This window comes from Pectobacterium punjabense, from assembly GCF_012427845.1.
GTDB lineage: Bacteria > Pseudomonadota > Gammaproteobacteria > Enterobacterales > Enterobacteriaceae > Pectobacterium > Pectobacterium punjabense.
The window spans coordinates 3,123,475-3,147,013 of sequence record NZ_CP038498.1 but is presented as its reverse complement, the minus strand read 5'-3'; the positions used below and the strand labels follow the sequence as shown (position 1 = coordinate 3,147,013).

At 51.5% G+C, this 23,539-nt stretch carries 19 protein-coding genes; 13 read left to right on the top strand and 6 right to left on the bottom strand.

Annotated features, from left to right (window positions below):
- Positions 1-6: 6 nt before the first annotated feature.
- From nuoI to elaB, 7 genes are all read left to right on the top strand, one after another.
- Positions 7-549 carry an NADH-quinone oxidoreductase subunit NuoI gene (gene nuoI / locus E2566_RS14320; protein ID WP_010278884.1) on the top strand — a complete coding sequence of 181 codons (543 nt, stop codon included), beginning with the start codon at positions 7-9 and terminating at the stop codon, positions 547-549.
- A 9-nt stretch (positions 550-558) separates the two neighbouring features.
- Entirely contained in the window at positions 559-1,119 is a 561-nt protein-coding gene (gene nuoJ, locus E2566_RS14315) for an NADH-quinone oxidoreductase subunit J (RefSeq protein WP_101781442.1), read from the top strand.
- Positions 1,116-1,418, top strand: a complete 303-nt coding sequence (gene nuoK, locus E2566_RS14310) for an NADH-quinone oxidoreductase subunit NuoK (protein WP_005969835.1) — start codon at positions 1,116-1,118, stop codon at positions 1,416-1,418. The genes nuoJ and nuoK overlap by 4 nt, the downstream gene beginning before the upstream one ends.
- Positions 1,415-3,265, top strand: a complete 1,851-nt coding sequence (gene nuoL, locus E2566_RS14305; protein WP_107170534.1) for an NADH-quinone oxidoreductase subunit L — start codon at positions 1,415-1,417, stop codon at positions 3,263-3,265. The genes nuoK and nuoL overlap by 4 nt, the downstream gene beginning before the upstream one ends.
- Positions 3,266-3,365: 100 nt before the next feature.
- Positions 3,366-4,901, top strand: coding sequence for an NADH-quinone oxidoreductase subunit M (nuoM, locus tag E2566_RS14300; RefSeq protein ID WP_107170533.1), 1,536 nt, complete (start codon positions 3,366-3,368; stop codon positions 4,899-4,901).
- A 6-nt stretch (positions 4,902-4,907) separates the two neighbouring features.
- Positions 4,908-6,365 (top strand): NADH-quinone oxidoreductase subunit NuoN, encoded by a 1,458-nt coding sequence (gene nuoN, locus E2566_RS14295; protein ID WP_107170532.1) that lies wholly within the window; start codon positions 4,908-4,910, stop codon positions 6,363-6,365.
- A 278-nt stretch (positions 6,366-6,643) separates the two neighbouring features.
- Entirely contained in the window at positions 6,644-6,955 is a 312-nt protein-coding gene (gene elaB / locus E2566_RS14290; protein ID WP_010295366.1) for a stress response protein ElaB, read from the top strand.
- Positions 6,956-7,131: 176 nt separating this feature from the next.
- Here the strand turns inward: elaB and treC are convergent, their stop codons facing one another.
- The 4 genes from treC to E2566_RS14270 all read right to left on the bottom strand — a co-directional run bounded on the left by treC (position 7,132) and on the right by E2566_RS14270 (position 12,345).
- Positions 7,132-8,817: an alpha,alpha-phosphotrehalase gene (gene treC / locus E2566_RS14285; protein WP_107170531.1), complete on the bottom strand. Its 1,686-nt coding sequence runs from the start codon at positions 8,815-8,817 to the stop codon at positions 7,132-7,134.
- 65 nt (positions 8,818-8,882) lie between these two features.
- Positions 8,883-10,301, bottom strand: coding sequence for a PTS trehalose transporter subunit IIBC (gene treB / locus E2566_RS14280; protein ID WP_107170530.1), 1,419 nt, complete (start codon positions 10,299-10,301; stop codon positions 8,883-8,885).
- A 572-nt stretch (positions 10,302-10,873) separates the two neighbouring features.
- Entirely contained in the window at positions 10,874-11,434 is a 561-nt protein-coding gene (locus E2566_RS14275; RefSeq protein ID WP_107170529.1) for a GNAT family N-acetyltransferase, read from the bottom strand.
- Between the two features lie 14 nt (positions 11,435-11,448).
- On the bottom strand, positions 11,449-12,345 hold the full coding sequence (locus tag E2566_RS14270) for a PhzF family phenazine biosynthesis protein (RefSeq protein ID WP_107170528.1): 897 nt from the start codon (positions 12,343-12,345) through the stop codon (positions 11,449-11,451).
- A gap of 117 nt (positions 12,346-12,462) precedes the next feature.
- Between E2566_RS14270 and E2566_RS14265 the strand changes: the two genes are divergently transcribed.
- Positions 12,463-14,055 carry an ABC-F family ATPase gene (locus tag E2566_RS14265; RefSeq protein ID WP_107170550.1) on the top strand — a complete coding sequence of 531 codons (1,593 nt, stop codon included), beginning with the start codon at positions 12,463-12,465 and terminating at the stop codon, positions 14,053-14,055.
- A gap of 57 nt (positions 14,056-14,112) precedes the next feature.
- Here E2566_RS14265 and E2566_RS14260 read toward each other — a convergent pair whose 3' ends face one another.
- Positions 14,113-14,934 carry a heme/hemin ABC transporter substrate-binding protein gene (locus tag E2566_RS14260; protein ID WP_107170549.1) on the bottom strand — a complete coding sequence of 274 codons (822 nt, stop codon included), beginning with the start codon at positions 14,932-14,934 and terminating at the stop codon, positions 14,113-14,115.
- An 11-nt stretch (positions 14,935-14,945) separates the two neighbouring features.
- Entirely contained in the window at positions 14,946-17,129 is a 2,184-nt protein-coding gene (locus tag E2566_RS14255) for a TonB-dependent receptor plug domain-containing protein (protein ID WP_107170527.1), read from the bottom strand.
- Positions 17,130-17,537: 408 nt separating this feature from the next.
- Here E2566_RS14255 and hutW point away from each other — a divergent pair, with 408 nt between their 5' ends.
- The 5 genes from hutW to E2566_RS14230 all read left to right on the top strand — a co-directional run bounded on the left by hutW (position 17,538) and on the right by E2566_RS14230 (position 23,439).
- Complete coding sequence (gene hutW, locus E2566_RS14250) at positions 17,538-18,851, top strand: heme anaerobic degradation radical SAM methyltransferase ChuW/HutW (RefSeq protein ID WP_107170526.1); 1,314 nt, start codon at positions 17,538-17,540, stop codon at positions 18,849-18,851.
- A gap of 14 nt (positions 18,852-18,865) precedes the next feature.
- On the top strand, positions 18,866-19,366 hold the full coding sequence (gene hutX, locus E2566_RS14245) for a heme utilization cystosolic carrier protein HutX (protein ID WP_107170525.1): 501 nt from the start codon (positions 18,866-18,868) through the stop codon (positions 19,364-19,366).
- Positions 19,363-19,992 carry an NAD(P)H-binding protein gene (locus E2566_RS14240; RefSeq protein ID WP_107170524.1) on the top strand — a complete coding sequence of 210 codons (630 nt, stop codon included), beginning with the start codon at positions 19,363-19,365 and terminating at the stop codon, positions 19,990-19,992. The genes hutX and E2566_RS14240 overlap by 4 nt, the downstream gene beginning before the upstream one ends.
- Positions 19,993-20,173: 181 nt before the next feature.
- Positions 20,174-20,650, top strand: a complete 477-nt coding sequence (locus E2566_RS14235) for a YlaC family protein (protein WP_233671856.1) — start codon at positions 20,174-20,176, stop codon at positions 20,648-20,650.
- A gap of 359 nt (positions 20,651-21,009) precedes the next feature.
- Positions 21,010-23,439 carry a membrane-bound PQQ-dependent dehydrogenase, glucose/quinate/shikimate family gene (locus tag E2566_RS14230; RefSeq protein WP_107170522.1) on the top strand — a complete coding sequence of 810 codons (2,430 nt, stop codon included), beginning with the start codon at positions 21,010-21,012 and terminating at the stop codon, positions 23,437-23,439.
- Positions 23,440-23,539: the final 100 nt, after the last annotated feature.

Sequence of the window (23,539 nt, the reverse complement as noted above, 5' to 3'; positions counted from 1 at the left end):
TAAACCATGACATTGAAAGAGTTAGTGGTTGGTTTCGGCACCCAGATACGCAGTATCTGTATGGTGGGATCGAATGCTTTCAAGAAGCGCGAAACCAGGATGTACCCAGAAGAGCCTGTGAATCCACCGCCGCGCTACCGTGGTCGTATCGTGCTGACCCGCGATCCCGATGGTGAAGAGCGTTGCGTTGCCTGCAACCTGTGCGCAGTGGCCTGTCCGGTTGGCTGTATCTCATTGCAGAAAGCAGAAACCAAAGATGGTCGCTGGTATCCAGAGTTCTTCCGCGTCAACTTCTCGCGCTGCATTTTCTGTGGCTTCTGTGAAGAAGCTTGCCCGACAACCGCTATCCAGCTGACGCCGGATTTCGAGATGGGTGATTACAAACGTCAGGATCTGGTGTACGAGAAAGAAGATCTGCTGATATCGGGGCCGGGTAAATATCCGGAATACAATTTCTACCGGATGGCTGGTATGGCAATCGATGGGAAAGACAAAGGCGAAGCTGAAAACGAAGCCAAACCTATTGATGTCAAAGGCCTGTTGCCCTAAGGAGCTAGCATGGAATTCGCTTTTTATACCACAGGTTTGATTGCGATATTGGCGACACTGCGCGTCATTACGCATACCAACCCTGTGCATGCGTTGTTATATATGGTCACCTCGCTTATGGCGATTGCGGGCGTCTTTTTCTCGCTCGGGGCTAATTTTGCCGGTGCGCTGAGTATCATCGTCTATGCGGGCGCCATCATGGTGCTGTTTGTGTTCGTCGTCATGATGCTCAACCTCGGTAATTCCGTAGAAGAACAAGAACGGAATTGGCTGAAACCCAGCGTCTGGATTGGCCCAAGCATTTTGTCACTGGCGTTACTGGTGATTGTGGTTAACGCCATCCTTAGCCTGAAAGAGCAGGGCATCACCGGCACGCCTGTTGAGGCGAAAGCCGTGGGTATCAGCCTGTTTGGTCCTTATGTTCTGGCGGTTGAATTAGCGTCAATGCTACTGCTGGCGGGATTGGTTGTCGCTTTCCACATTGGTCGTGAAGATAAACGTGGTGATGTTGTTAATAAAGAAAGCGCGAACCAGGATGTTGAGAAAAAAATAACGGGGGAACGTGCATGATTCCGTTACAACATGGATTGATTTTAGCCGCTATCTTGTTTGTTTTGGGGCTGACTGGTCTGTTGATTCGTCGTAACTTGCTGTTTATGTTGATTAGTTTGGAAATCATGATCAACGCTGCCGCGCTGGCTTTTGTTGTCGCAGGCAGTTACTGGCAGCAGCCGGATGGTCAGGTGATGTACATTCTGGCGATTACGCTGGCGGCAGCTGAGGCCAGTATTGGTCTGGCACTGTTGTTGCAGATGTATCGTCGTCGTCAAACCCTGAATATTGATACAGTCAGTGAGATGCGCGGATGAACTTACTCTATTTAACAATACTCTTCCCGCTGCTCGGCTTTCTGCTGCTGGCATTTTCCCGTGGTCGCTGGTCTGAAAACACGTCCGCGACGATCGGTGTTGGCTCGATTGGTTTGGCAGCGTTAGTTACCGCTTGGGTTGTGGTTGATTTCATGGGCCAGCAGCACAGCGGCGGTGTCACCTTCTTTAATCAACATCTGTGGACGTGGATGACCGTTGGCAATTTCGACATTAGCGTAACGCTGGTGCTCGACGGCCTCTCGGTGACGATGCTATCTGTGGTGACGGGGGTCGGCTTCTTTATCCACCTGTTTGCCTCCTGGTATATGCGTGGGGAAGAGGGATATTCTCGCTTCTTCGCTTACACCAACCTGTTTATCGCAAGTATGGTTGTTCTGGTACTGGCTGATAACCTGCTGCTGATGTATCTCGGTTGGGAAGGGGTAGGGCTGTGCAGTTATCTGCTGATCGGTTTCTACTACACCAATCCGAAGAACGGTGCGGCAGCGATGAAGGCTTTTATCGTTACGCGTGTTGGTGACGTCTTTTTAGCCTTTGCTCTGTTCATCCTTTACAAAGAGTTGGGCACGCTCAACTTCCGCGAACTGATGGTTCTGGCACCGCAGAAACTGGCTGAAGGTTCACCTGAAATCACCTGGGCTACGCTGATGTTGCTGGGTGGTGCGGTGGGTAAATCAGCACAGTTGCCGTTGCAAACTTGGCTGGCAGATGCGATGGCTGGTCCAACGCCGGTGTCTGCATTGATCCACGCCGCAACGATGGTTACCGCGGGTGTTTACCTGATTGCGCGTACCAACGGCCTGTTCCTGATGGCGCCGGATGTGTTGCATCTGGTGGGTATTGTCGGTGCAGTAACGTTGGTGCTGGCGGGTTTTGCTGCCTTGGTTCAAACCGACATCAAGCGTGTACTGGCCTATTCTACCATGAGCCAGATTGGTTACATGTTCCTGGCGCTGGGCGTGCAGGCATGGGATGCTGCGATTTTCCACCTGATGACGCACGCATTCTTTAAAGCGCTGCTGTTCCTCTCCTCTGGTTCGGTGATTTTGGCCTGCCACCACGAGCAGAACATCTTCAAGATGGGCGGCCTGCGTAAAACAATTCCGCTGGTTTATGTCTGCTTCCTGGTCGGGGGCGCGGCGCTAGCTGCATTACCGCTGGTTACCGCAGGCTTCTTCAGTAAAGACGAAATTCTGGCTGGCGCATGGGCAAATGGTTACATCAATCTGATGGTGGCTGGATTGGCCGGAGCCTTCATGACCTCGCTGTATACGTTCCGTATGATTTTCATCGTGTTCCACGGTGAAGAGAAAACCAAGGCGCATGCAGGAAAAGGCATTTCGCACCACTTACCGCTGGTTGTGCTGATGGTTCTGTCCACCTTTATTGGTGCGATGATTGTTCCTCCGTTGCATGGTGTATTGCCGGCAACGACAGCGCTTGAACATGGCCAGTTGCTGACATTGGAAATTACCTCTGGTGTGGTGGTGATTGCCGGTATTCTGCTTGCCGCTGTGCTGTGGCTGGGTAAACGTCAGGCGGTGAATAGCATTGCGAACAGTGCGCCAGGCCGTTTCTTCTCAACCTGGTGGTTCCATGCATGGGGCTTCGACTGGTTGTACGACCATGTCTTTGTTAAACCGTATCTGGCTATCGCGAAGCTGTTGCAGCGTGATCCGTTAAATGCACTGATGACCCTGCCTGCCCTCATCACCCGTTGGGGTAATCGTGGGTTGGCGCTCAGTGCGAATGGTCAGTTGCGCTGGTATGTTGCCTCTATGGGCTTTGGTGCCGTGCTGGTGCTGGGCTTGTTACTGCTGGTGTAAGGCAGTATCCGGTAACGTATGAAAGGCGGGGCATTCCACATAAAGGAATGCCTGCCACGGCAAGTTTTCAGATTTCTTTAATTTAGGGACACAAAGCGCCATGCTACTACCTTGGCTAATTCTTCTCCCCTTTATCGGCGGTCTGCTGTGTTGGCAGTTAGAGCGTTTTGGTACGAAAGTACCGCGCTGGATAGCGTTGATTGCAATGGGGCTGACACTCGCACTGTCTTTACAACTGTGGTTGCAAGGCGGTTATTCACTCGTAGCACCGAAAGGCGCTCCAGACTGGCAGGTTGAATACTTTGTGCCTTGGATACCGCGCTTTGGCATCGGTATTCACCTCGCGCTGGACGGCTTGTCACTGCTGATGGTCGTGCTGACGGGGCTGCTGGGTGTGTTGGCAATCCTCTGTTCCTGGAATGAAATTCAACGCTATCAGGGGTTCTTCCACCTGAATCTGCTGTGGATTCTGGGCGGCGTGATTGGTGTGTTCCTTGCCATTGACCTGTTCCTGTTCTTCTTCTTCTGGGAAATGATGCTGGTACCGATGTATTTCCTGATTGCACTGTGGGGGCATAAAGGCTCTGACGGTAAAACCAGAATTACGGCGGCGACTAAGTTCTTCATTTATACCCAGGCAAGCGGTCTGATCATGTTGATTGCGATCCTGGCGCTGGTCTTTGTGCATCACAATGCTACTGGCGTTTGGACATTCAACTACGAAGACCTGCTGAAGACACCAATGTCATATGGCGTCGAATATCTGCTGATGCTGGGTTTCTTCATCGCTTTTGCCGTAAAAATGCCTGTCGTGCCGTTGCACGGCTGGTTGCCGGATGCGCATAGTCAGGCTCCTACCGCAGGTTCTGTTGACCTCGCGGGTATTCTGTTGAAAACGGCGGCCTATGGTCTGCTGCGTTTCAGCCTGCCGCTGTTCCCAAATGCCTCTCATGCCTTTGCTCCGATTGCTATGTGGCTGGGTGTGATTGGTATCTTCTACGGCGCGTGGCTGGCGTTTAAACAGACGGATATCAAGCGTCTGATTGCTTATACCTCTGTGTCCCACATGGGCTTCGTGATGATTGCCATCTATTCCGGTAATCAACTGGCTTATCAGGGCGCGGTGATTCAGATGATTGCGCACGGGTTGTCCGCTGCGGGTCTGTTCATTCTGTGTGGTCAACTGTACGAGCGTCTGCATACCCGTGACATGCGTGAAATGGGTGGCCTGTGGTCGCGTCTGAAGTTCTTGCCTGCACTGTCTCTGTTCTTTGCTGTGGCAACCTTGGGTATGCCGGGCACGGGTAACTTTGTCGGCGAATTCATGATTCTGTTCGGCAGCTATCAGGTTGTGCCAGTGATTACGGTGATCTCAACCTTCGGTCTGGTATTTGCATCGGTCTACTCACTGATCATGATCCAGCGTGCTTATTACGGTAAGCCTAAATCTGATGAGCCATTGAAGGGTATGTCGATCCGCGAATTGTCTATCGTGCTGCTGTTGGTGGTATTACTGGTGTTGTTAGGGGTTTACCCGCAACCGATTCTGGATACCTCCAGTGCCGCGATGTCAAATATCCAGCAGTGGTTTATGTCGTCTGCTCCAGATTCAATTATTTCAACAACAAGGCCGTAATTCGCCATGACAATAACTCTTCAACAACTAATTGCGCTATCGCCGCTGTTGATCGTCGGATTGACGGTAGTGGTTGTGATGCTGTGCATTGCGTGGCGACGCAACCATTTTGTCAACGCAACCATGACGGTTATCGGCCTGAATATTGCGTTGCTGTCACTGTACTTTGTCGGTCAGGTTGGCCCAACGGACGTGACGCCGCTGCTGCGTGTTGATGGCTTCTCGATGTTTTATACCGGACTGGTTCTGCTTGCCAGTCTGGCAACCAGCACGTTTGCCTACCCATGGCTGCAAGGCTACCCAGACAACCGTGACGAGTTCTACCTGCTGGTTCTGATTGCTGCCTTAGGTGGGATTCTGCTGTCGAGTGCCAATCATCTGGCTTCGTTGTTCATTGGTATTGAACTGCTTTCTCTGCCGCTGTTTGGCCTGGTCGGCTATGCTTTCCGTCTGAAGCGTTCGCTGGAAGCCAGTATTAAATACATGCTGCTGTCGGCGGCGGCGTCTTCCTTCCTGCTGTTTGGTATGGCGCTGATTTATGCTGAATCGGGCGATATGAGCTTTGCCAGCCTCGGTAAGAGCCTGAGCGATCACCAAATCCATGAGCCGCTGTTGTTGGCAGGTCTGGGGATGATGATTGTTGGTCTGGGCTTCAAACTGTCTCTGGTTCCGTTCCAGCTGTGGACGCCTGATGTCTATCAGGGCGCACCTGCACCCGTGTCTACGTTTCTGGCGACGGCCGGTAAAATTGCGGTTTTCGGTGCGGTAATGCGTTTGTTCCTGTATGCACCGGTGGCTGACAGCGAATCCGTCAGAATTGTGCTGGGCATCATCGCATTCGCGTCGATCCTGTTCGGTAACGTGATGGCGGTATCGCAAACCAACATCAAACGTCTGCTCGGCTACTCTTCCATCGCGCATTTGGGCTATTTGCTGGTTGCCCTGATTGCGGTTCAGAGCCATCAACTGGCGCTGGAAACCGTAGGCGTGTATCTGGTGGGTTACCTGTTCAGCAGCCTGGGCGCGTTTGGTGTGGTTAGCCTGATGTCCAGCCCGTACCGTGGTTCGGATGCTGATTCACTGTTCTCTTACCGTGGTTTGTTCTGGCATAAACCGATCCTGTCTGCGGTGATGACTGTGATGATGCTGTCTCTGGCTGGTATCCCGATGACGTTGGGCTTCTTCGGCAAATTCTACGTGCTGGCTGTCGGCGTGAATGCTGAGCTGTGGTGGTTGACCGGTGCCGTCGTGCTGGGTAGCGCCATTGGCCTGTACTACTACCTGCGTGTGATGGTCAGTTTGTTCCTGAATGCGCCTCAACAGCTACAGCGTGATACACCAAATAATTGGGCCTTAACGGCCGGTGGTGTGGTCGTATTGATCTCCTCCATCGCGGTGCTGTTCCTTGGTTTGTACCCGCAACCGCTTATCTCTCTGGTGCAGTTGGCGCAGCCAATGATGTAACCACTGACGAGAGTCTGCTTGAGTCATGAAACGCCGTTGATGAGAATCAACGGCGTTTTTTTATGGTGAGCTTCCTGCTCGCCACCCTTTGGGCCGTCGCAAGCGACGTTGAAAAACGCTCCCTGCGTTTTTTTATGGAAGCAAAATGCGTTTTAGGAATGATCTGGTCTGCTGAAGCCGTAGAAGGCAGGAAAAATTGTCTATAGTTAAGAAGACAACGATTTATAACTCATGGTTTTTCATAACCAATGACTTCTCATAACAGAAGGAAGCACTCTATGGCGGCAACCAAAAAACAGCCTGAAGAAATTCGTGTCGATGATGATTTAAAACTTCTGTCCGAGACGTTAGATGAGGTGCTGCGCTATACGGGCGATCAGGCAGACCAAGCCTATCTTGATTTGAAGAAGGGGGCGGAAAAAGCACTACTCGAAGTTAAAGCCCGTATCGGCGTGACTGACAGCTATTATGCACGTGCAAAGCAGGTGGCCGACAAAGCCGATGTTTATGTACATGACAAACCGTGGCACGGTATTGGTATTGGTGCCACCGTCGGTCTGGTATTGGGATTGCTGCTGGCTAAGCGCTAATTTTTTCCACACTGAGTTGGAATGTCCCTGAGAACGAAAACTCGCTGAGAACATCGCTCTGTCATCCCTTGCGACAATGCCGATTGATATCAGTGTAAACGGCCGAATAGCTCATGTTAGATCATTGACAATGTAGCGGGATGACCCGCTACATCTCACCTGATAGTTGATACCCTCTAAACCTTTCCCTCTTTTTCCTGCATTCCTTGTACCCAATATATGGCCTCAAATGGGCGTAGTACCAGAATGGCGGGCTGGGGCTGTGCATCAGAATAATTGCTGAATAACAGTCGCCAGCGGTGGTCATGGGTATCCGTTGGTGGCTGCCAGCGCTGCGGTTGTTTAGTGAGATTTGCCAAAACCAGAAGTCGTTGTCCTTCCCAGATTCGTTGATAGCACCAGACAGTGGGATGGTCAGGCAGCAAATCCTGGTAGCCTCCGTGCGTTAGCAGCGGAAGTGCTTTACGCATAGCGATAAGCTGCTGGTAGGTATAGAAGACGGATGCTTTATCCGCCAGCGCCTGCTCCACGTTGATGTGGGTGAAATTTTGGCATGGTGTTATCCATGGCGTACCGGTCGTGAATCCAGCATGGTTGCTGTCATTCCATTGCATTGGCGTACGACCGTTATCGCGCGATTTGCTGGCGAGGATCGCTAATATGTGGTCATCTGCCTGACCGCGGTCGCGCTGTTCGGTAAATTGATTCAGGCTTTCAATATCGCGATATTGTTCAATTTGCGTATAGCCGGGATTCGTCATGCCCAGTTCTTCGCCCTGATAGATATAGGGCGTGCCTTGCATACCGTGAAGCAGCATCGCCAACATCTTGGCGGATTGCACACGGAATTCACCTTCATCACCAAAACGCGACACAATACGCGGCTGGTCGTGATTACACCAGAACAGGGCGTTCCAGGCGTGGTTGTGCATACCCTGTTGCCAGTGATTAAAAATTTTCTTGAGCTGAATAAAATCAGGTTCCGCCAGCGCCCATTTTTCCCCATTCGGATAATCAACTTTCAGATGATGAAAATTGAACGTCATGGAGAGTTCGCTGCCGTCTAGTGCCGCGTAGCGGCGGCAGTGATCTAACGAGGTTGATGACATCTCGCCGACAGTCATCAAGCCACGGGGCTGAAAAACATCCTGACTGAATTCCTGCAAGTACTCATGAATCAGGGGACCGTCGGTATAGAAACGGCGTCCATCGCCCTGTGCATCTGATGGTAAATCCTGCTGTTTGGAAACCAGATTGATCACATCCAGCCGCAGCCCATCCACGCCCTTATCCGCCCAAAATTCACAGACCTGTTTTAGTTCATCCCGTACACGCGGATGCTCCCAATTCAGGTCAGCTTGCTCGGTGGCGAACAGGTGCAGATAGTACTGCTTGCTTTCCGCATGCCACTGCCAGGCTGAGCCGCCAAATTTTGAACGCCAGTTATTGGGCAGTGCGCCGTCATTCCCATCACGCCAGATATAAAAATGGCGATAGGGGCTACGGCGATCCTGAGCATTCTGGAACCAGTGGTGTTGCGTAGAAGTATGATTGAACACCATATCCATAACGATATGGATATGGCGTCGATGTGCTTCGGCGATTAGCGTTTCTATATCGGCCATGGTGCCGTAGGTTGGATCGATGGCGCAGTAGTCGGCGACGTCATAGCCGTTATCAACCTGAGGAGAGAGGTAAACTGGAGTCAGCCAGATCGCATCGACGCCCAATTGTTGCAGGTAATCGAGTCGGGAAGTGATGCCAGCGATATCGCCAGTGCCATTTCCGGTACTGTCCTGAAAGCTCTTCGGGTAGATTTGATAAATTACGCCGTTTTGCCACCAGGGGAGTGACGTACTCATGAAAAATCCTCCTGTAGCGATATAGCCACGGCTCAACAGACGTGGCTGAATAGATATTGTGACGGTTATACGGGTTCTAGCGTGCCATTGCGGATTTTGCGCTTATAGACCAGCGATGTCAGCATAATTGGAATGACGGCAGCAACCAGCATGGCGATGGCGAAGATCCCCCAAAACTGCGGCTTGATGGAGAGAATGCCCGGCAGTCCTCCCACGCCGATACCATTTGCGGTTACGCCGTACAGGCCGCAAATAAGTGCGGCGGCAGCGGAGCCTGCCATGGCGCATAGCATTGGAAAGCGGTATTTCAGGTTAATCCCGTACATGGCCGGTTCGGTCACGCCAAGAAAGGCTGAGATTGCCGCAGGGACAGAAATCTCACGTTCGTTTGCTTTCCGGCTAACGAGTATTATCCCTACGACGGCCGAAGCCTGCGCAATATTAGACAGCGCAATGAGTGGCCAGACAGGTGTGCCGCCCATACTCTGAATCATCTGCATATCAATCGCCAGCGTGGTTTGGTGCACGCCTGTGATGACCAGCGGTGCATACAGAAATCCAAATAGCGCAGCACCAACGGGGGCAAAGCTGCCTGTCATGACTGCTTTAACGGCCCAGGCGACGCCATCGCCAATCATGCGACCAAACGGACCAATCAACGTGTGTGCCAGGAAAACAGCCAGAATGAGCGACGTTACGGGCACGACCACCAGATAGAGGTAATCCGGTACGATTTTTTTCAGCCGTGTTTCGATCAGCGCTAACGCCATCCCGGCTAATACGGAAGGGATAACCTGTGCCTGATAACCTATCTTCTCAATCGTGAACCAGCCAAAATTCCACACCTCCGGCGTTTGTTGGCCGATGAGGTAGGCATTCATCAACTGCGGCGACACCAGCGTGATACCCAGTACAATACCGAGGATGGGCGTGCCACCCATTTTACGCACGGTTGACCAGCAGACGGCGACAGGAAGATAGAAGAAGATGGCTTCGCCCAATAACCAGAGGAAATCATAGACGGTTTGCCAGGTTGGGTAGAGCTGTACCAGCGTTTGCCCGTCGCGCATCGGGATATCGCCGATAACGTTACGCGCCCCGAGGATCAAACCTCCGCTGATGAGTGCGGGGAGCAGCGGGAAAAAGATCTCGGCAAAATGTGAAATACTGCGTTCAAACCAGCTCATATTCTGGCGGGCAGCGACTTTGGCTTCTTCCTTATTGATTTCACCTTTGCCCGTGGTGGCGAGCAGCGCCTTATAATACTCGTCTACATCAGTGCCGATCACGACCTGAAATTGTCCGGCATTCGTGAAGCAGCCTTTCACCATTCGCATTTCTTCAATGTTTTTGGGATGCGCTTTGGAAGCATCGTGCAAGACAAAACGGAGGCGAGTGATGCAGTGTGTAACCGCTGCGATGTTCTCACGCCCGCCGACTAGCTCGATCAGACGGTCAATATCCTGTTGTTTCACTTTACTCATAGCCATGTCCTTATATCTTTTAGCGCAGACGTCGGGGACGCAAAGCAAGTACAGCTACAGAAAAGCATAGTCTGTTAATGGTGATTTTGCCGTGAGAGAGAAATGCATTGGGCTGTTTTTAAAAGAGAATGTTCAGGCATGCGGCGTGCTGCACAAATCTGTGTTGTGCGGGTAGACAAAAAAGAAAGGAAGATAAACAAGAATAGGGGCGCAAGAAAAACAAAAGCCGCCTGGTAGAGGCGGCTTTAGAGATTGTTTACATCACAATCAGAACGGGCTGATGATTGACCCAATACGTTCACAGTAGCTGACATAAACATCTCCCACTCTTTTGAAGAATTTGCTGATTTTACGAAACATAGTCATTTTCAGACTCCTCTAACGGGTTAATTAAGTGTGATGTTCATCACGTTTTTAATGGTAGCGGAGATGAAATTGGATTTCAACATTTTTGTGATGTTAGTCACAAAAATATAACGACTTGGCAAATGGAATGTTCCGGGCGTGAAAAGAACCTGATGCGCGCCCGATAGAGCAGCGAATCAGGTGAGGGAATACACTACGAGGCAGTGTCAGGCGGAATAGTGATAAATATTGTGATCGAACCACTGCTCACTAATCTTCTCGGCCTTTTTTTCCATGTGATGAAAACGGAAACCAAGTCGTTGGGCGACAGCGTTACTGCGTGTATTGGCAGTTGATGCTTTGATGATACAGCGCTCAATGAGGCTGGCATCGACATAGGCTGCTATCAGTGTACTGACGGCCTGAGAAACGATGCCTTTACCTTCGAATTCTTCTGCGATCCAATACCCGATGGTGCCTTCTTTGTTCTTAATCGTATTGAAAGAGACGATGCCCGCTAGCATGTCGTCCCAACGGATGACATACACGGCTGCCGTTTTGGCGAAGAATTCCTTTCTGTTGCCGCGAATGGTTTCACGCGTGTCATCGACGGTCTTGACAGAATCCGGCCAGGGCAACGTCTGCCGCAGACGCGATTTTTCCTGTTGGATCAGGGTAAAAATCGCATCGGCATCGCTTTCTTCCTGTATTGTTAAGCGTAGGTGGGGCTGATGGCTTAATTGATACAATTTATCTGTAAATAACGTATCTACCAGTGGTGCTTCCATAAAACTTCTCCCTTCTAATACTGTAACGTCCCGTCAACGATTGTGACGCTGTGTCCGCCGATCCATGGTTCATCGTTCAGGTAAGTCACGGTAATGCGGCCATCGCAGTGCAGCATCGTGCCCTGTCGAGCCAGATAGCTGAGTGGTGCGGTGACGTTATTGGTAGAGTGCTGCTGGCGAAGCAGCGTTGCCAGACAGGCATTGGCACTGCCGGTAACCGGATCTTCTTTAAGATGGCCGCATTCAATGTAGAACGTGCGAACTTCATAGTCGGCAGGCGTTGCGTTATCGTGCGGGCCATAGATGGCGATGCCGTTGGTCTGGCTGAGGTTTTGCACGGCGGTGAGCGCGTCTGCATCCGGTATGATGTTAAGACAGGTGTCAGCGCTATCGACACGAACCACGAGCCAGCGAATGCCCATCTGTACCGCGGTGGGTGGGTAGCGGTTATCGATAGTGGCGCTATCAAAACCCGTAATGCCGAGCGCTTTTTCCAGCAGCGGCGTGTGTTCATCGTCAAACGGCACAATGGTAGCCTGCGGTGCGTGAAACGCCAGACTCTTGTCATCACCGATATTGATTGGGACTAGGCCAACGCCGCACTGCTGCACTAACTGGCCCGGAGATTTAGGGCGCAATCCTTCTTCCAGCAGGGCATGTGCCGTGCCTAGCGTGGGGTGTCCGGCAAAGGGCATTTCCGCTTCTGGCGTAAAAATACGAACATGATAATCCGCCAGAGGATCGGTAGCAGGCAGGACAAACGTGGTTTCTGACAGGTTTGTCCAACGCGCGATATCCTGCATTTGCGCATCGGTTAACCCATTCGCTTCCATAATGACGGCAAGCGGATTGCCCTTGAAAGGCTGCTGGGTGAAAACATCGACCTGTTTGAAACGACGTACTGTAGGCATCGCATTTCTCTCCTGTATGCGCTATCGATTAAATATTACTCAAAACTAACCGCGATCCTGACGCGCGCTTGTGGCATAATGCGCGCCAAATCACATTCCGACTCGAGTATAAGTGCTGTGTTAAGTACCAACAATATCACCATGCAGTTCGGCAGCAAGCCGTTGTTTGAAAACATTTCCGTTAAATTTGGCGGCGGCAACCGTTACGGTTTGATTGGCGCAAATGGCTGCGGTAAATCTACATTTATGAAGATTCTCGGCGGCGATCTGGTGCCGAGCGGCGGTAACGTCTTCCTCGATCCTAATGAACGTCTGGGTAAACTGCGTCAGGATCAGTTCGCGTTTGAAAAATACAGCGTACTGGATACCGTTATTATGGGCCACGGCGAGCTGTGGGCGGTAAAAGAAGAGCGCGATCGCATCTACTCATTGGCTGAAATGAGCGAAGCCGACGGCTATAAAGTCGCCGATCTGGAAGTGCAATACGGTGAGATGGATGGTTACAGCGCAGAGTCACGCGCGGGTGAACTGTTGCTGGGTGTGGGAATTCCTGTTGAGCAGCACTATGGCTTGATGAGTGAGATTGCTCCCGGTTGGAAACTGCGTGTCCTGTTGGCGCAGGCGCTGTTTGCCGATCCCGATATCCTGCTGCTCGACGAACCGACCAACAACCTGGATATCGATACTATCCGCTGGTTGGAGCAAGTGCTGAACGAGCGTAACAGCACCATGATCATCATCTCGCATGACCGTCACTTCCTGAACATGGTTTGTACGCACATGGCGGACCTGGACTACGGCGAACTGCGTATTTATCCTGGCAACTACGACGAATACATGACGGCCGCGACGCAGGCTCGTGAGCGTTTGCTGGCCGATAACGCCAAGAAGAAAGCGCAAATTTCCGAACTGCAATCGTTCGTTAGCCGCTTTAGCGCCAACGCCTCTAAATCCAAGCAAGCGACATCGCGCGCACGCCAGATCGATAAAATCCAGTTGGATGAAGTGAAAGCGTCTAGCCGTCAAAACCCGTTTATCCGTTTCGATCAGGATAAGAAACTGTTCCGTAATGCGCTGGAAGTCGAAGCGCTGAGCAAAGGTTTTGATAATGGCCCACTGTTCAGCAAGCTGGGACTGATGGTCGAAGTGGGTGAGAAAGTCGCTATTCTGGGTGCCAACGGTATCGGTAAATCGACATTGCTGAAAACGCTGGTCGGTGATTTTGAACCAGATAGCGGTACGGTGAAATGGTCTGAAAACTCAAAAATTGGCTACTACGCGCAGGATCACGAATACGAATTCGATGACACACTGACCGTTTTTGACTGGATGAGCCAGTGGAAACAGGAAAAAGACGACGAGCAAGCCGTGCGCAGCATACTCGGCCGTTTACTGTTCAGCCAGGATGATATCAAGAAGAAAGTGAAGGTGTTATCCGGTGGTGAAAAAGGCCGCATGTTGTTCGGTAAACTGATGATGCAGCGTCCAAATATTTTGGTGATGGATGAACCGACCAACCACCTTGATATGGAATCCATTGAATCGCTGAATATGGCGCTGGAAATGTATGAAGGAACGCTGCTGTTTGTCTCTCATGACCGTGAATTTGTCAGCTCGTTGGCGACCAGAATTCTGGAAATTACGCCAAATAAAGTGATCGATTTCACCGGCAACTATGAAGATTATCTGCGCAGTCAGGGTATTCAGTAAGTGTGTGATACGGCCTCATTATTGAGGCCGTGTTATCTAGGGGATATATTCGTTTTGTTAAGGATAAAATCCGCGATTCAGCGCTTCAACCGCTTCGGCGACGCGCGGCCCCATTCCCAGTAAAATCGCCTGATCGAGCGCGATAATACGCTGGTTTTTCCAGGCTGCGGTTTGCGTTAAACCGGGCACGGCCGCTAGCGCCTCCACGCCGTTTTCCACACTTTGTGTGGTCACCACAACCACCTCTGGGTTCGCCGCAATCATCGCCTCGCCGCCATAAATACGATACTGGCTATGCGTGGCAATATTCTTTCCGCCTGCCAGCGCGATCAGGCTATCTACTACGGTATTTTTCCCCGCGACCTGCGCTGCACCGCCGCCAACACTCAGCAGAAACACAACGCTGACGCGATCTTTTCGCGTTGCTAGCTGCTCTGATACCGCACTGAGCTGCTGAGAGAGACGGGTGGCCAATTGCTCGGCAGCCTCCGTGCGATTGAGCAATGCCCCAGCCTGACGAATATTGCTAAGCAGTTGCGCTGGCGTGCTGGGCGTGCGGGTAAAACGGGCTACCGTTACGCCAGCCTGCTCAAGCTGATTAAGTACCTGCGGCGGGTTGGCATCCTGCCAGGTCATCAACAGCGTTGGGTGCAGCGACAAAATCCCTTCGCTCGTCAACTGCTGCCAGTTGCTGACTTTGGGTAGCGTTGCTGTTTGTGGTGGATAGGTGGTGGTCTGATCGACGCCCACAACGGTATCGCCTGCGCCGAGCGCATAAACGATTTCCACCAGCGAACCACCGGCAATCACCACGCGCGGCTCAGCCGCGCAGGTGAAGGAAGACAGCCCGAAGAGCATTAACACAATAAGCGCCTTCATCATCATGATGCTTAGAATGAGAACGCCGCGCCAATCGCGGTGCTGAAGCCGGATGCAGGAATGCTTTCGTGCGCGGTGGTGTAGCGTTTATCCAGTAGGTTGTTCAATGCCAGCGTGACTTGATACTGATTCTCGCTGCCGAAGGTACTCGTGAATTCCAGATTGGCCGTTGCCCAGCCGCTGTGCTGGACGGCGGTATCTGCCGTTTCATCCTTCGCGCGCGAGGCTGCTCGGAAGTAGAGATCTGACTCCAGCTCCATGCGCTCGAATAACGTGATGTTTTTGAGTCCGATTTTTCCGGTAAAGGTGGGTTCACCCGTACGATAGGTGCTGCGGGTCGGCAGTTCTAGCTCACGACGGATGATGTTGCCGTTAACGTAGGGAGACAGTGGCCAGCCGAGGTATTCCGCATACATTTCCATCCCGTACGTGGTCGCACGGTTGGCGTTGGCGTAGTAGCGGCTGCTGCTGTTCGTGCTGCCAGAACAGACCGCGTTACCGGCACAGTTCAGCGTGGTGATGTAGTCTTTGGCGCGTGAGTGATAAATAGCGCTGTCCAGCAGCCAGCTCTCATCTTTATAGCGCATGCCGACTTCATAGTTATCCGACGTTTCCGCCTTTAGGTTGGCGTTGCCGTAAGTGGTGCTTCCGCCTGCCGCCGTGTCGTAAAATTTATGTGTCAGGGTAGGGTAGACATAACCTTGCGCAAAGGAGGCGCGCAGTTGGATATTGTCAAAGCCGGAATAGCGCAGGCTGCTGGCGGTGACTAATGTGCTATCACTTTCTTTCGCGGCCGCGGACGTACTATTGTTCGGCCTTACCATACCGTTCATTGTTATTGAACCTGTTTTTTGTCCTCCGTAGGAGAGCGACTCAACCCAGTATTGGCGTGCACCCAGCGTCCATGTCCAGTCCTGCGTTATTTTCCATTCATCCTGTGCGAACAGCGCCCAACTGTTCTGCCGCCAGTGGTTATTGGATACCGAGCTGGGGTTGACTGACAGGGATACGGGGAGAACAGGAGAGGCAAAGCCGTTGACATGAACATCAGAGAAGGCATTTTGCTTCACGACATCGGAGAGCCATTGTCCCCCAGCGATCAGCATGTGTCCGGCTAATGGCGTGATATCCGCCTGTAAGGTTAATCCCCGGCTGGTCTGCTTGTCGTCGGTTCCCGTGCTCATCGCCATTTTGCCTTGATAAAGCGCCATGCCTTCATATCTGAGCGGATTACCGCTCTGTGACAGATCGTTACGGAATTCGCGTTTGATATTTTGCTGATAGGCATCCAGATGCAGGTTTTTCAGCACATCGCCGCCGATCTGCCAGTCATAAAACAGGCCGACCTTCTTTCTTTCCAGTTCAGGAATGCGCACGCTGAAGCTGTCGTATTCATCCGAATCGGTGTAGGTCTGCGTGCTGAGTTTGAAGCTGTCCAGCGACAGGCCGAATTTATGATCGTCAAGGCGATAGCCGAGCCAGGCGGACTGGCCGCTGTTGCGGAAATGCGTATCCGGTAGGCGCCCATCCGGCGTGCTGCGGTTGCCCTGATCGCTATAGCTGCCGCTGAGGCGATAATCAAAATTACCGATAGAGCCGTAGGCTAAACCTGATTCCTGCCAGCCTGCGGTTGCACTGTCATAAACGGCTTTGATTTTTCCGCTCAGCGGCTTGTCTCCGCCCTTGCGGGTAATAAAATTGATCACGCCACCGATAGCCTGTGAACCATATAATACCGAATGAGGACCTTTTACCACTTCGATACGTTCGATATAAGAAGGATCAATTAATAATCCGAGGCTGTAATTAGGTCCGGCGCGTTGATAAGTGACTTCTTGTCCGTCAATTAACACTAAGACGCGTGAGGCTTCTTCACCGCGAATACGTATTTGTTTACGGCCTGCTAATGCGGTGTCGGTAATATCGACGCCGGGAATATCACGCAGCGCTTCGGCAATAGAATCACCGGTATATTTATTCAGTTTTTCATTATCGACAACCTGCATCGTGACGGGACTTTCCCATAAATTCTGTTCCGTTCTCCCTGCGCTAATAACGGTTATTTCATCGCTGTTTGTCGTCGTATAGCTTGAGGATAAATTATTTATGGATAAATCGTTTGTAGCTGCACTAATTGCGCCGCTATAAATAGCAGGCAGCATAAATAGCGCCCAGCGTGTGGCCTTTTTATTCATGGCTTCTTCTCTGAAAGGTTAATGATTCTCATTAACATTATCATTTGGGCGCAAGGGGTAATAATTAAATTTAAATGAATTCTTTAAAATGTGACGCCAATCTCATTACTTATTAAATAAGGACTTGCAATATTTCATTGGTTGTAAAGTTAACGAACTTTAATGTAGTGGTTTTTGTTTTCATTTATTTAACATTTAAAAGTGGTGTGGCGGATTAATACTATGAAAATAATGAAAATTAACCGTGTTTATTAACTCGGTAAATTTTAAACAAAATAAGCAAATCGGTTAATTTAAAGAGAAAATGATGCGGAAAGAATAACCCGCCTCCTTTCTGCCCGTCGGGCAGGTTGCCAAATAAAAATAATTATCATTTAATTTATTTTATTGATTATTTGGGGGCCGTTAATGAACATCGATTTGACGCCGTATTATGCCGAGCCCGGTGAGCAACCTTTTGGTGCCCGACGTATGGCAATGCCTTGGCGCAACCATGTGCCACTTTCACCAGAACACATTCCAGCCGGTTGGCAGGCGCTGAAGCAGCAAACATTGCCTGCTCGTAAGCGCTTGCTCTATCTGCATATTCCTTTCTGTGCCACGCACTGCACGTTCTGCGGCTTTTACCAGAACAAACTGCGTGATGACAGTACCGCGACCTATACGCGCTATTTGTTGCAGGAATTGGCGATGGAAGCGGACAGCCCGCTGCATCAGTCTGCGCCTATTCATGCGGTTTACTTTGGTGGCGGTACGCCAACGGCGCTGGCAGCTGATGAACTATCGCAGATCATTCGCGCAATCCGCACCTCTCTGCCGCTGGCTCCAGACTGTGAAATCACGGTAGAAGGGCGGGCGATGGATTTTGATGATGAGCGGATCGATGCCTGTCTGGATGCGGGAGCGAACCGCTTCTCCATTGGGATTCAGACGTTTGATACCCGTATTCGTCAGCGCATGGCACGCACCTCAGATAAACAACAATCAATTCGCTTCCTTGAGCGACTGTGTGAACGCGACAGGGCGGCGGTCGTATGCGACCTGATGTTTGGCCTGCCGGAACAAACACCGGAAATCTGGCGCGAAGATCTGGCGATCGTCAGCGATTTAGCGCTAGACGGCGTCGATCTGTATGCGCTTAATCTGTTACCAACGACGCCGCTGGCGAAAGCGGCTGAAAACCAGCGTGTTGCACTGCCTGATGTGGTCGCTCGACGTGATTTTTACCGGACGGGTGCGGCATTTCTCGCGGATGCGGGCTGGCACCAGCTTAGCAACAGCCACTGGGCGCGTACCACCCGTGAACGTAACTTGTACAATTTGTTGATTAAGCAAGGTGCAGACTGTCTGGCGATGGGAAGCGGTGCAGGCGGTAATTTAAACGGCCAAGCCTACATGATGGAGCGCAGTCTGGAGCGCTATTATCAGCAGATCGATCAGGGGCAAAAACCGATCATGATGATGACGCCAGCCAGTTCTACCGGGCCGTGGCAGCATCAGCTTCAGGCGGGCATTGAGGTCGGCCGTATCAAACTGCCTCAGCTTACCCAGCATGCCCGCGAACTTCAGCCCTTGCTGAGTCAGTGGCATCAGGCGGGGCTAACCTGTGACGATTCCACCTGCCTGCGCCTGACTAACGATGGCCGCTTCTGGGCGAATAACCTGATGCAGGCATTACAACAAATTATCCCTCAACTTAATGCCGAAGAGCATGCGCACTAACCGGAGACGCAACCATGACCATGACACTGAATGAATTACTGGCAACTAACCCTGATGGCACATTGGAAGAGATTGCCGGAAAATATAATACTTCGCTGTTTGCCGTCGTCGAGGCGCTGCCTGCGGCTCAGCGTACGCTGGCGACGGGCGATCGTTTCGATCAGGTGTGGGACACGATTGCGACCTGGGGTGAAGTGACGTTAATTAGCCACACGGCGGATGCGATTCTGGAGTTTAAGAGCGAGCTGCCAACCGGGACGCATCGTCACGGTTATTTTAATTTACGTGGCAAAAATGGCCTGAGCGGACATATCCGCGCGACGAGCTGCCAGCATATTGCGTTTATTGAACGTAAGTTCATGGGGATGGACACAGCCTCCGTGGTGTTCTTTAATGCCAGCGGTGCAGCGATGTTTAAAATCTTCCTTGGACGAGACAGCCACCGCCAGCTGCTGAGCGCTCAGGTTGAGGCGTTCCGCGCGCTGGCGAATGAATTACAACCGGAGCAGGTATGACATGGTTACTTTTTGGCGCAGGCAATGGGGTCGGCGCCTGCTTATTACAACGAGCGATTGAGTGCGAGCAGGCGGTAGTACTGGTATTACGCAACCCTGAGCAGGCTAAACACTGGCGTGAACAGGGGATGACCGTGGTGGAAGGTGATGCCTGTGACCCGGAAACGGTAGCAGAAGCCTGTCGCGTTGCTGGGCCGTCCGCTATTGTGGTATCGACGATGGGTGGCGGTACAGTAAACTATCAAGGGCACCGGACGGTGATCGACGGTGCAGAACAGGCGGGTATCAAGCGTATGCTGCTGGTGACCTCGCTGGGCTGTGGCGATAGTTGGCCACAGCTGTCGCCACGCGCCAGAGCGGCGTTTGGTTTCGCAGTACGTGAGAAATCGCTGGCAGAAAGTTGGTTGCAAAGCAGTACGTTGGATCACTGTATTGTTCGTCCCGGTGGCCTGTTGGATGTGGTCGCGACGCACAATGCGCAACTGACACAAGGTGCGGCCACGCTGGGGTTAGTCTCTCGCTGGGATGTGGCGCTGGCGGTTGATAAATTGTTGCAACAACCCGTGTTCGGTAATCACATTTACAATCTGATCGATCCCGATCTCACGATGCCTGCCATTCCGTAATTTTCGTGATGTCGTCATCCATGTTGCCGGGATCGTTCATCCCGGCATCAGACGAACTGTTATAGTCAATCTGTCGAAAACTGTATCTGTTATCTCTGGTATGGCTATGTTCTAATCAACGCCAGCCGTGTTGTGTTTTTGTTAAAGCATGACAGTTTTTATATGCATGATGGTGATGACGATGGATGAAGTAAAACGCCTTCTGACTGAAGAGATCGAACGTATTAATCGGGAAGAAAAACGCGATAATAAAATACGTTTTAGCCGCAAATTCATGCAGTCACATCCCTATTTGTTTGCCGCGATGCTGGTGAGTTACGTGCCGGTTGCGATGATCCTGTTTTACGCGCCTTATTTTGGTTTGCCGTACCTGATTGGTTTTACCATCTTCCTGTTGGTGATGTCGTTGGCACTCTCAATGGATATTAATCCGACCTACCGCTTTGAGGACATTGATACGCTGGATTTACGCGTTTGCTACAATGGTGAGTGGTTTACGATCCGCCATGTATCGCAGGACACATTGGATAAACTGCTACGTAACGAGCAGGTGCCACCTGCCGTGAAAGCGGGGATAGAGAAGATTCAACGCACGAAAGGCGATGTTGATTTCTACGATATTTTCTCGCTGGCTTATCGCCAACAGCCCTCTCTCTGAATGATATAAAACAGTCAACGTTATCTTTATATAGCGTTACGCTTGTTTATATTTCCATCTATTTCTTATTCCACTATTCAGCTATTTTCATCCGGCGGTGGGGAAATCCTTACGAAACAAAATGTTATAGAAATTTTATTTTCTTATTAAGAAAGTGCAATATGATTGTGACCCTTTAAAAAACATCTACGCTATGTAAGTGGGGTGGAAACGATATATCCAGCATGTTTATGCGGTTTCTCGACCCACGCTCTCGCTTTTCTAAAACATTAACGTAATGCATTCCTTTCTTCATCAGCGTGTTAGATGTGGGGCAAATGATGTGAAGACAAGGTTTGCTCGTATTGATGGAATTTTCTATGGCAAAACCACTTGTGTCCCAGTTGCAGGGTATTTGGCTGCTGATCTTGGGGTTAATCGTAACGGCGATAGGTGCTTTTTTTGCCTATTATGGCGCCAAACTTATTGGTTTGGGGGGGAGCCCATATTTTCTGGTATCTGGCGTAGCATTACTGATTTCCGGTGTGCTGATTTGGCGTAAAAGCGTCGTAGGCGCTTATTTGTACGCTGCCGTCTTATTGGGAACGGCGGTATGGGCATTGTGGGATGTGGGGCTGGATTTCTGGCCTCTGGTGTCACGCTTGCTCACGCTGGCAGGGATTGCCATTTTGGTCGCGTTGTCGCTACCGCTCTTACGTAATCGCGCGGGCAACCAACCTGGTTGGCGTGTGGCAGGGCTTTCTGCGGGCGTATTGGCGCTGGCTTTTGTTGCGACAGTCGGTGGGATGTTCGTCCCTCATGCTCCAGTGCCTTCTTCCGGCGCTCAGTTGCCGCTCGTTCCTGTAAAACCGGGTGAAGAGCAGCGTGACTGGACGAGTTACGGCAACACCTCCGGTGCTTCACGCTTTGTCGCGTTGGATCAGGTCACGCGTGATAATGTGAAAGATCTACAGGTCGCGTGGACGTACCGTACTGGTGATGTGCCGCAAAGTCCGGGCGGTGGTGGTGCTGAAGATCAGCAGACTCCGCTGCAAGTGGGTAACCGTTTGTTCCTCTGTACGCCGCATAACAATATTATTGCGGTGGATGCCACAAGCGGTGAGCAACTGTGGAAAACCGAGATTGGTGCTCAGCAGAAGAAGTGGATGCGCTGCCGTGGCCTTGCCTATTTTGATGCCACACAGCCGCTGGCTCAGCCCGATCTTCCGGGGTCTACGCCCGTTGAACAGGTTTCGGTACCAGTCGGCGCGGTTTGCCAGCGTCGTATTTTGATGAATAGCGTGACGCCGGAACTGATTGCGGTTGATGCAGATACGGGGGCATTTTGTCCAGATTTTGGTACCAATGGCCGGGTGGATCTCAGCGATCACATGGGCAAAGGTAGCGATAAAGGGCAATATTATCCGACGTCAGCGCCTACCCTGGCAGGGACGACCATCGTCATTGGCGGCAGAGTCGCGGATAACGTTAGCCTCGATATGCCTGGCGGTGTCGTTCGCGGGTTTGACGTAATTACTGGCAAGCTGCGTTGGGCGTTCGATCCTGGTAATCCGCAGGAGACAACAGAGCCAGCACAGGGTCAGAACTATACGCGTTCGACGCCTAACGTATGGGCGCCGATGTCCTACGATCCGCAGTCAAATACGGTGTTCATGCCGACGGGAAGCGCCGCCATTGATTTATGGGGTGTCAAACGTAGCGATTTGGATCGTAAATTTGGTGCGTCAATGGTGGCGGTGGATGCCTCCACGGGGCAGGTCAAATGGGTCTACCAGACGGTTCACGATGACCTGTGGGACTTTGATGTGCCGATGCAGCCTTCTTTCGTTAATTTCCCCAGCGAAAATGGCAAGAACGTACCCGCGTTAGTGTTCGGCACCAAAGCCGGTCAACTGTTCGTTCTCGATCGTGCGACGGGTAAACCGTTGACGAAAGTCGAAGAAAGAAAGGTTGAACAGGGAGAAATTCCAAGCGAAGTGTATTCGCCGACTCAGCCTGTTTCCGTTGGCATGCCGCAAATTGGGGCCGATGTCCTGAAGGAATCGGATATGTGGGGGGCGACACCGTTCGACCAGCTGCTCTGCCGCGTTCACTTCAAGTCTAAACGCTACAACGGACTGTTTACCCCACCAGGTCACGATCCGTCACTTAACCTGCCGGGCTCATTGGGCGGGATGAACTGGGGCGGGTTATCTACCGATCCGGTGAATAATTATCTGTTCATCAACGACATGAGAGTGGGGCTGGAAGTTCAACTCGTACCGACGTCGGCGGAGAATCAGGGTAAGAAAAGTGATGGTAACGAAGCGGCCAGCATCGATCGTCCGGTTCCGCTGGATGGCACGCCGTATTCGGTTAATGCCAAAGTGCGCTTTATGTCGCCTATTGAGATCCCTTGCCAGAAGCCACCATTTGGCACATTAACGGCAGTGGATTTAAAGACGCAGCAAATCGCCTGGCAGGTTCCAGTTGGTACGGTACAAGACACGGGGCCATTTGGCATCAAGATGGGGCTGCCGATTCCGATTGGGATGCCAACGATTGGCGGTACGCTTGCTACTCAGGGCGGCCTGGTGTTTATCGCGTCAACGCAGGATTACTATCTGCGTGCGTTTGATAGCGCGACGGGTAAAGAAGTTTGGAAAGCCCGGCTACCAGTAGGAAGTCAAAGTACGCCGATCAGCTATAAATCCTCGGTTGATGGCAAGCAGTACGTCGTTATTTCGGCAGGCGGTGCGCGTAATTCACCGGATCGTGGAGATTACGTGATTGCCTATCGTCTTCCATAACACGGAAGCGTCGGTATTGCCGTTGCAACGGTAGAGATGAAAGGCCACCGGCTATTGAGGTGGCCTTTTGCTATCCCGAGTGTGACTTGGGTAGGAATCG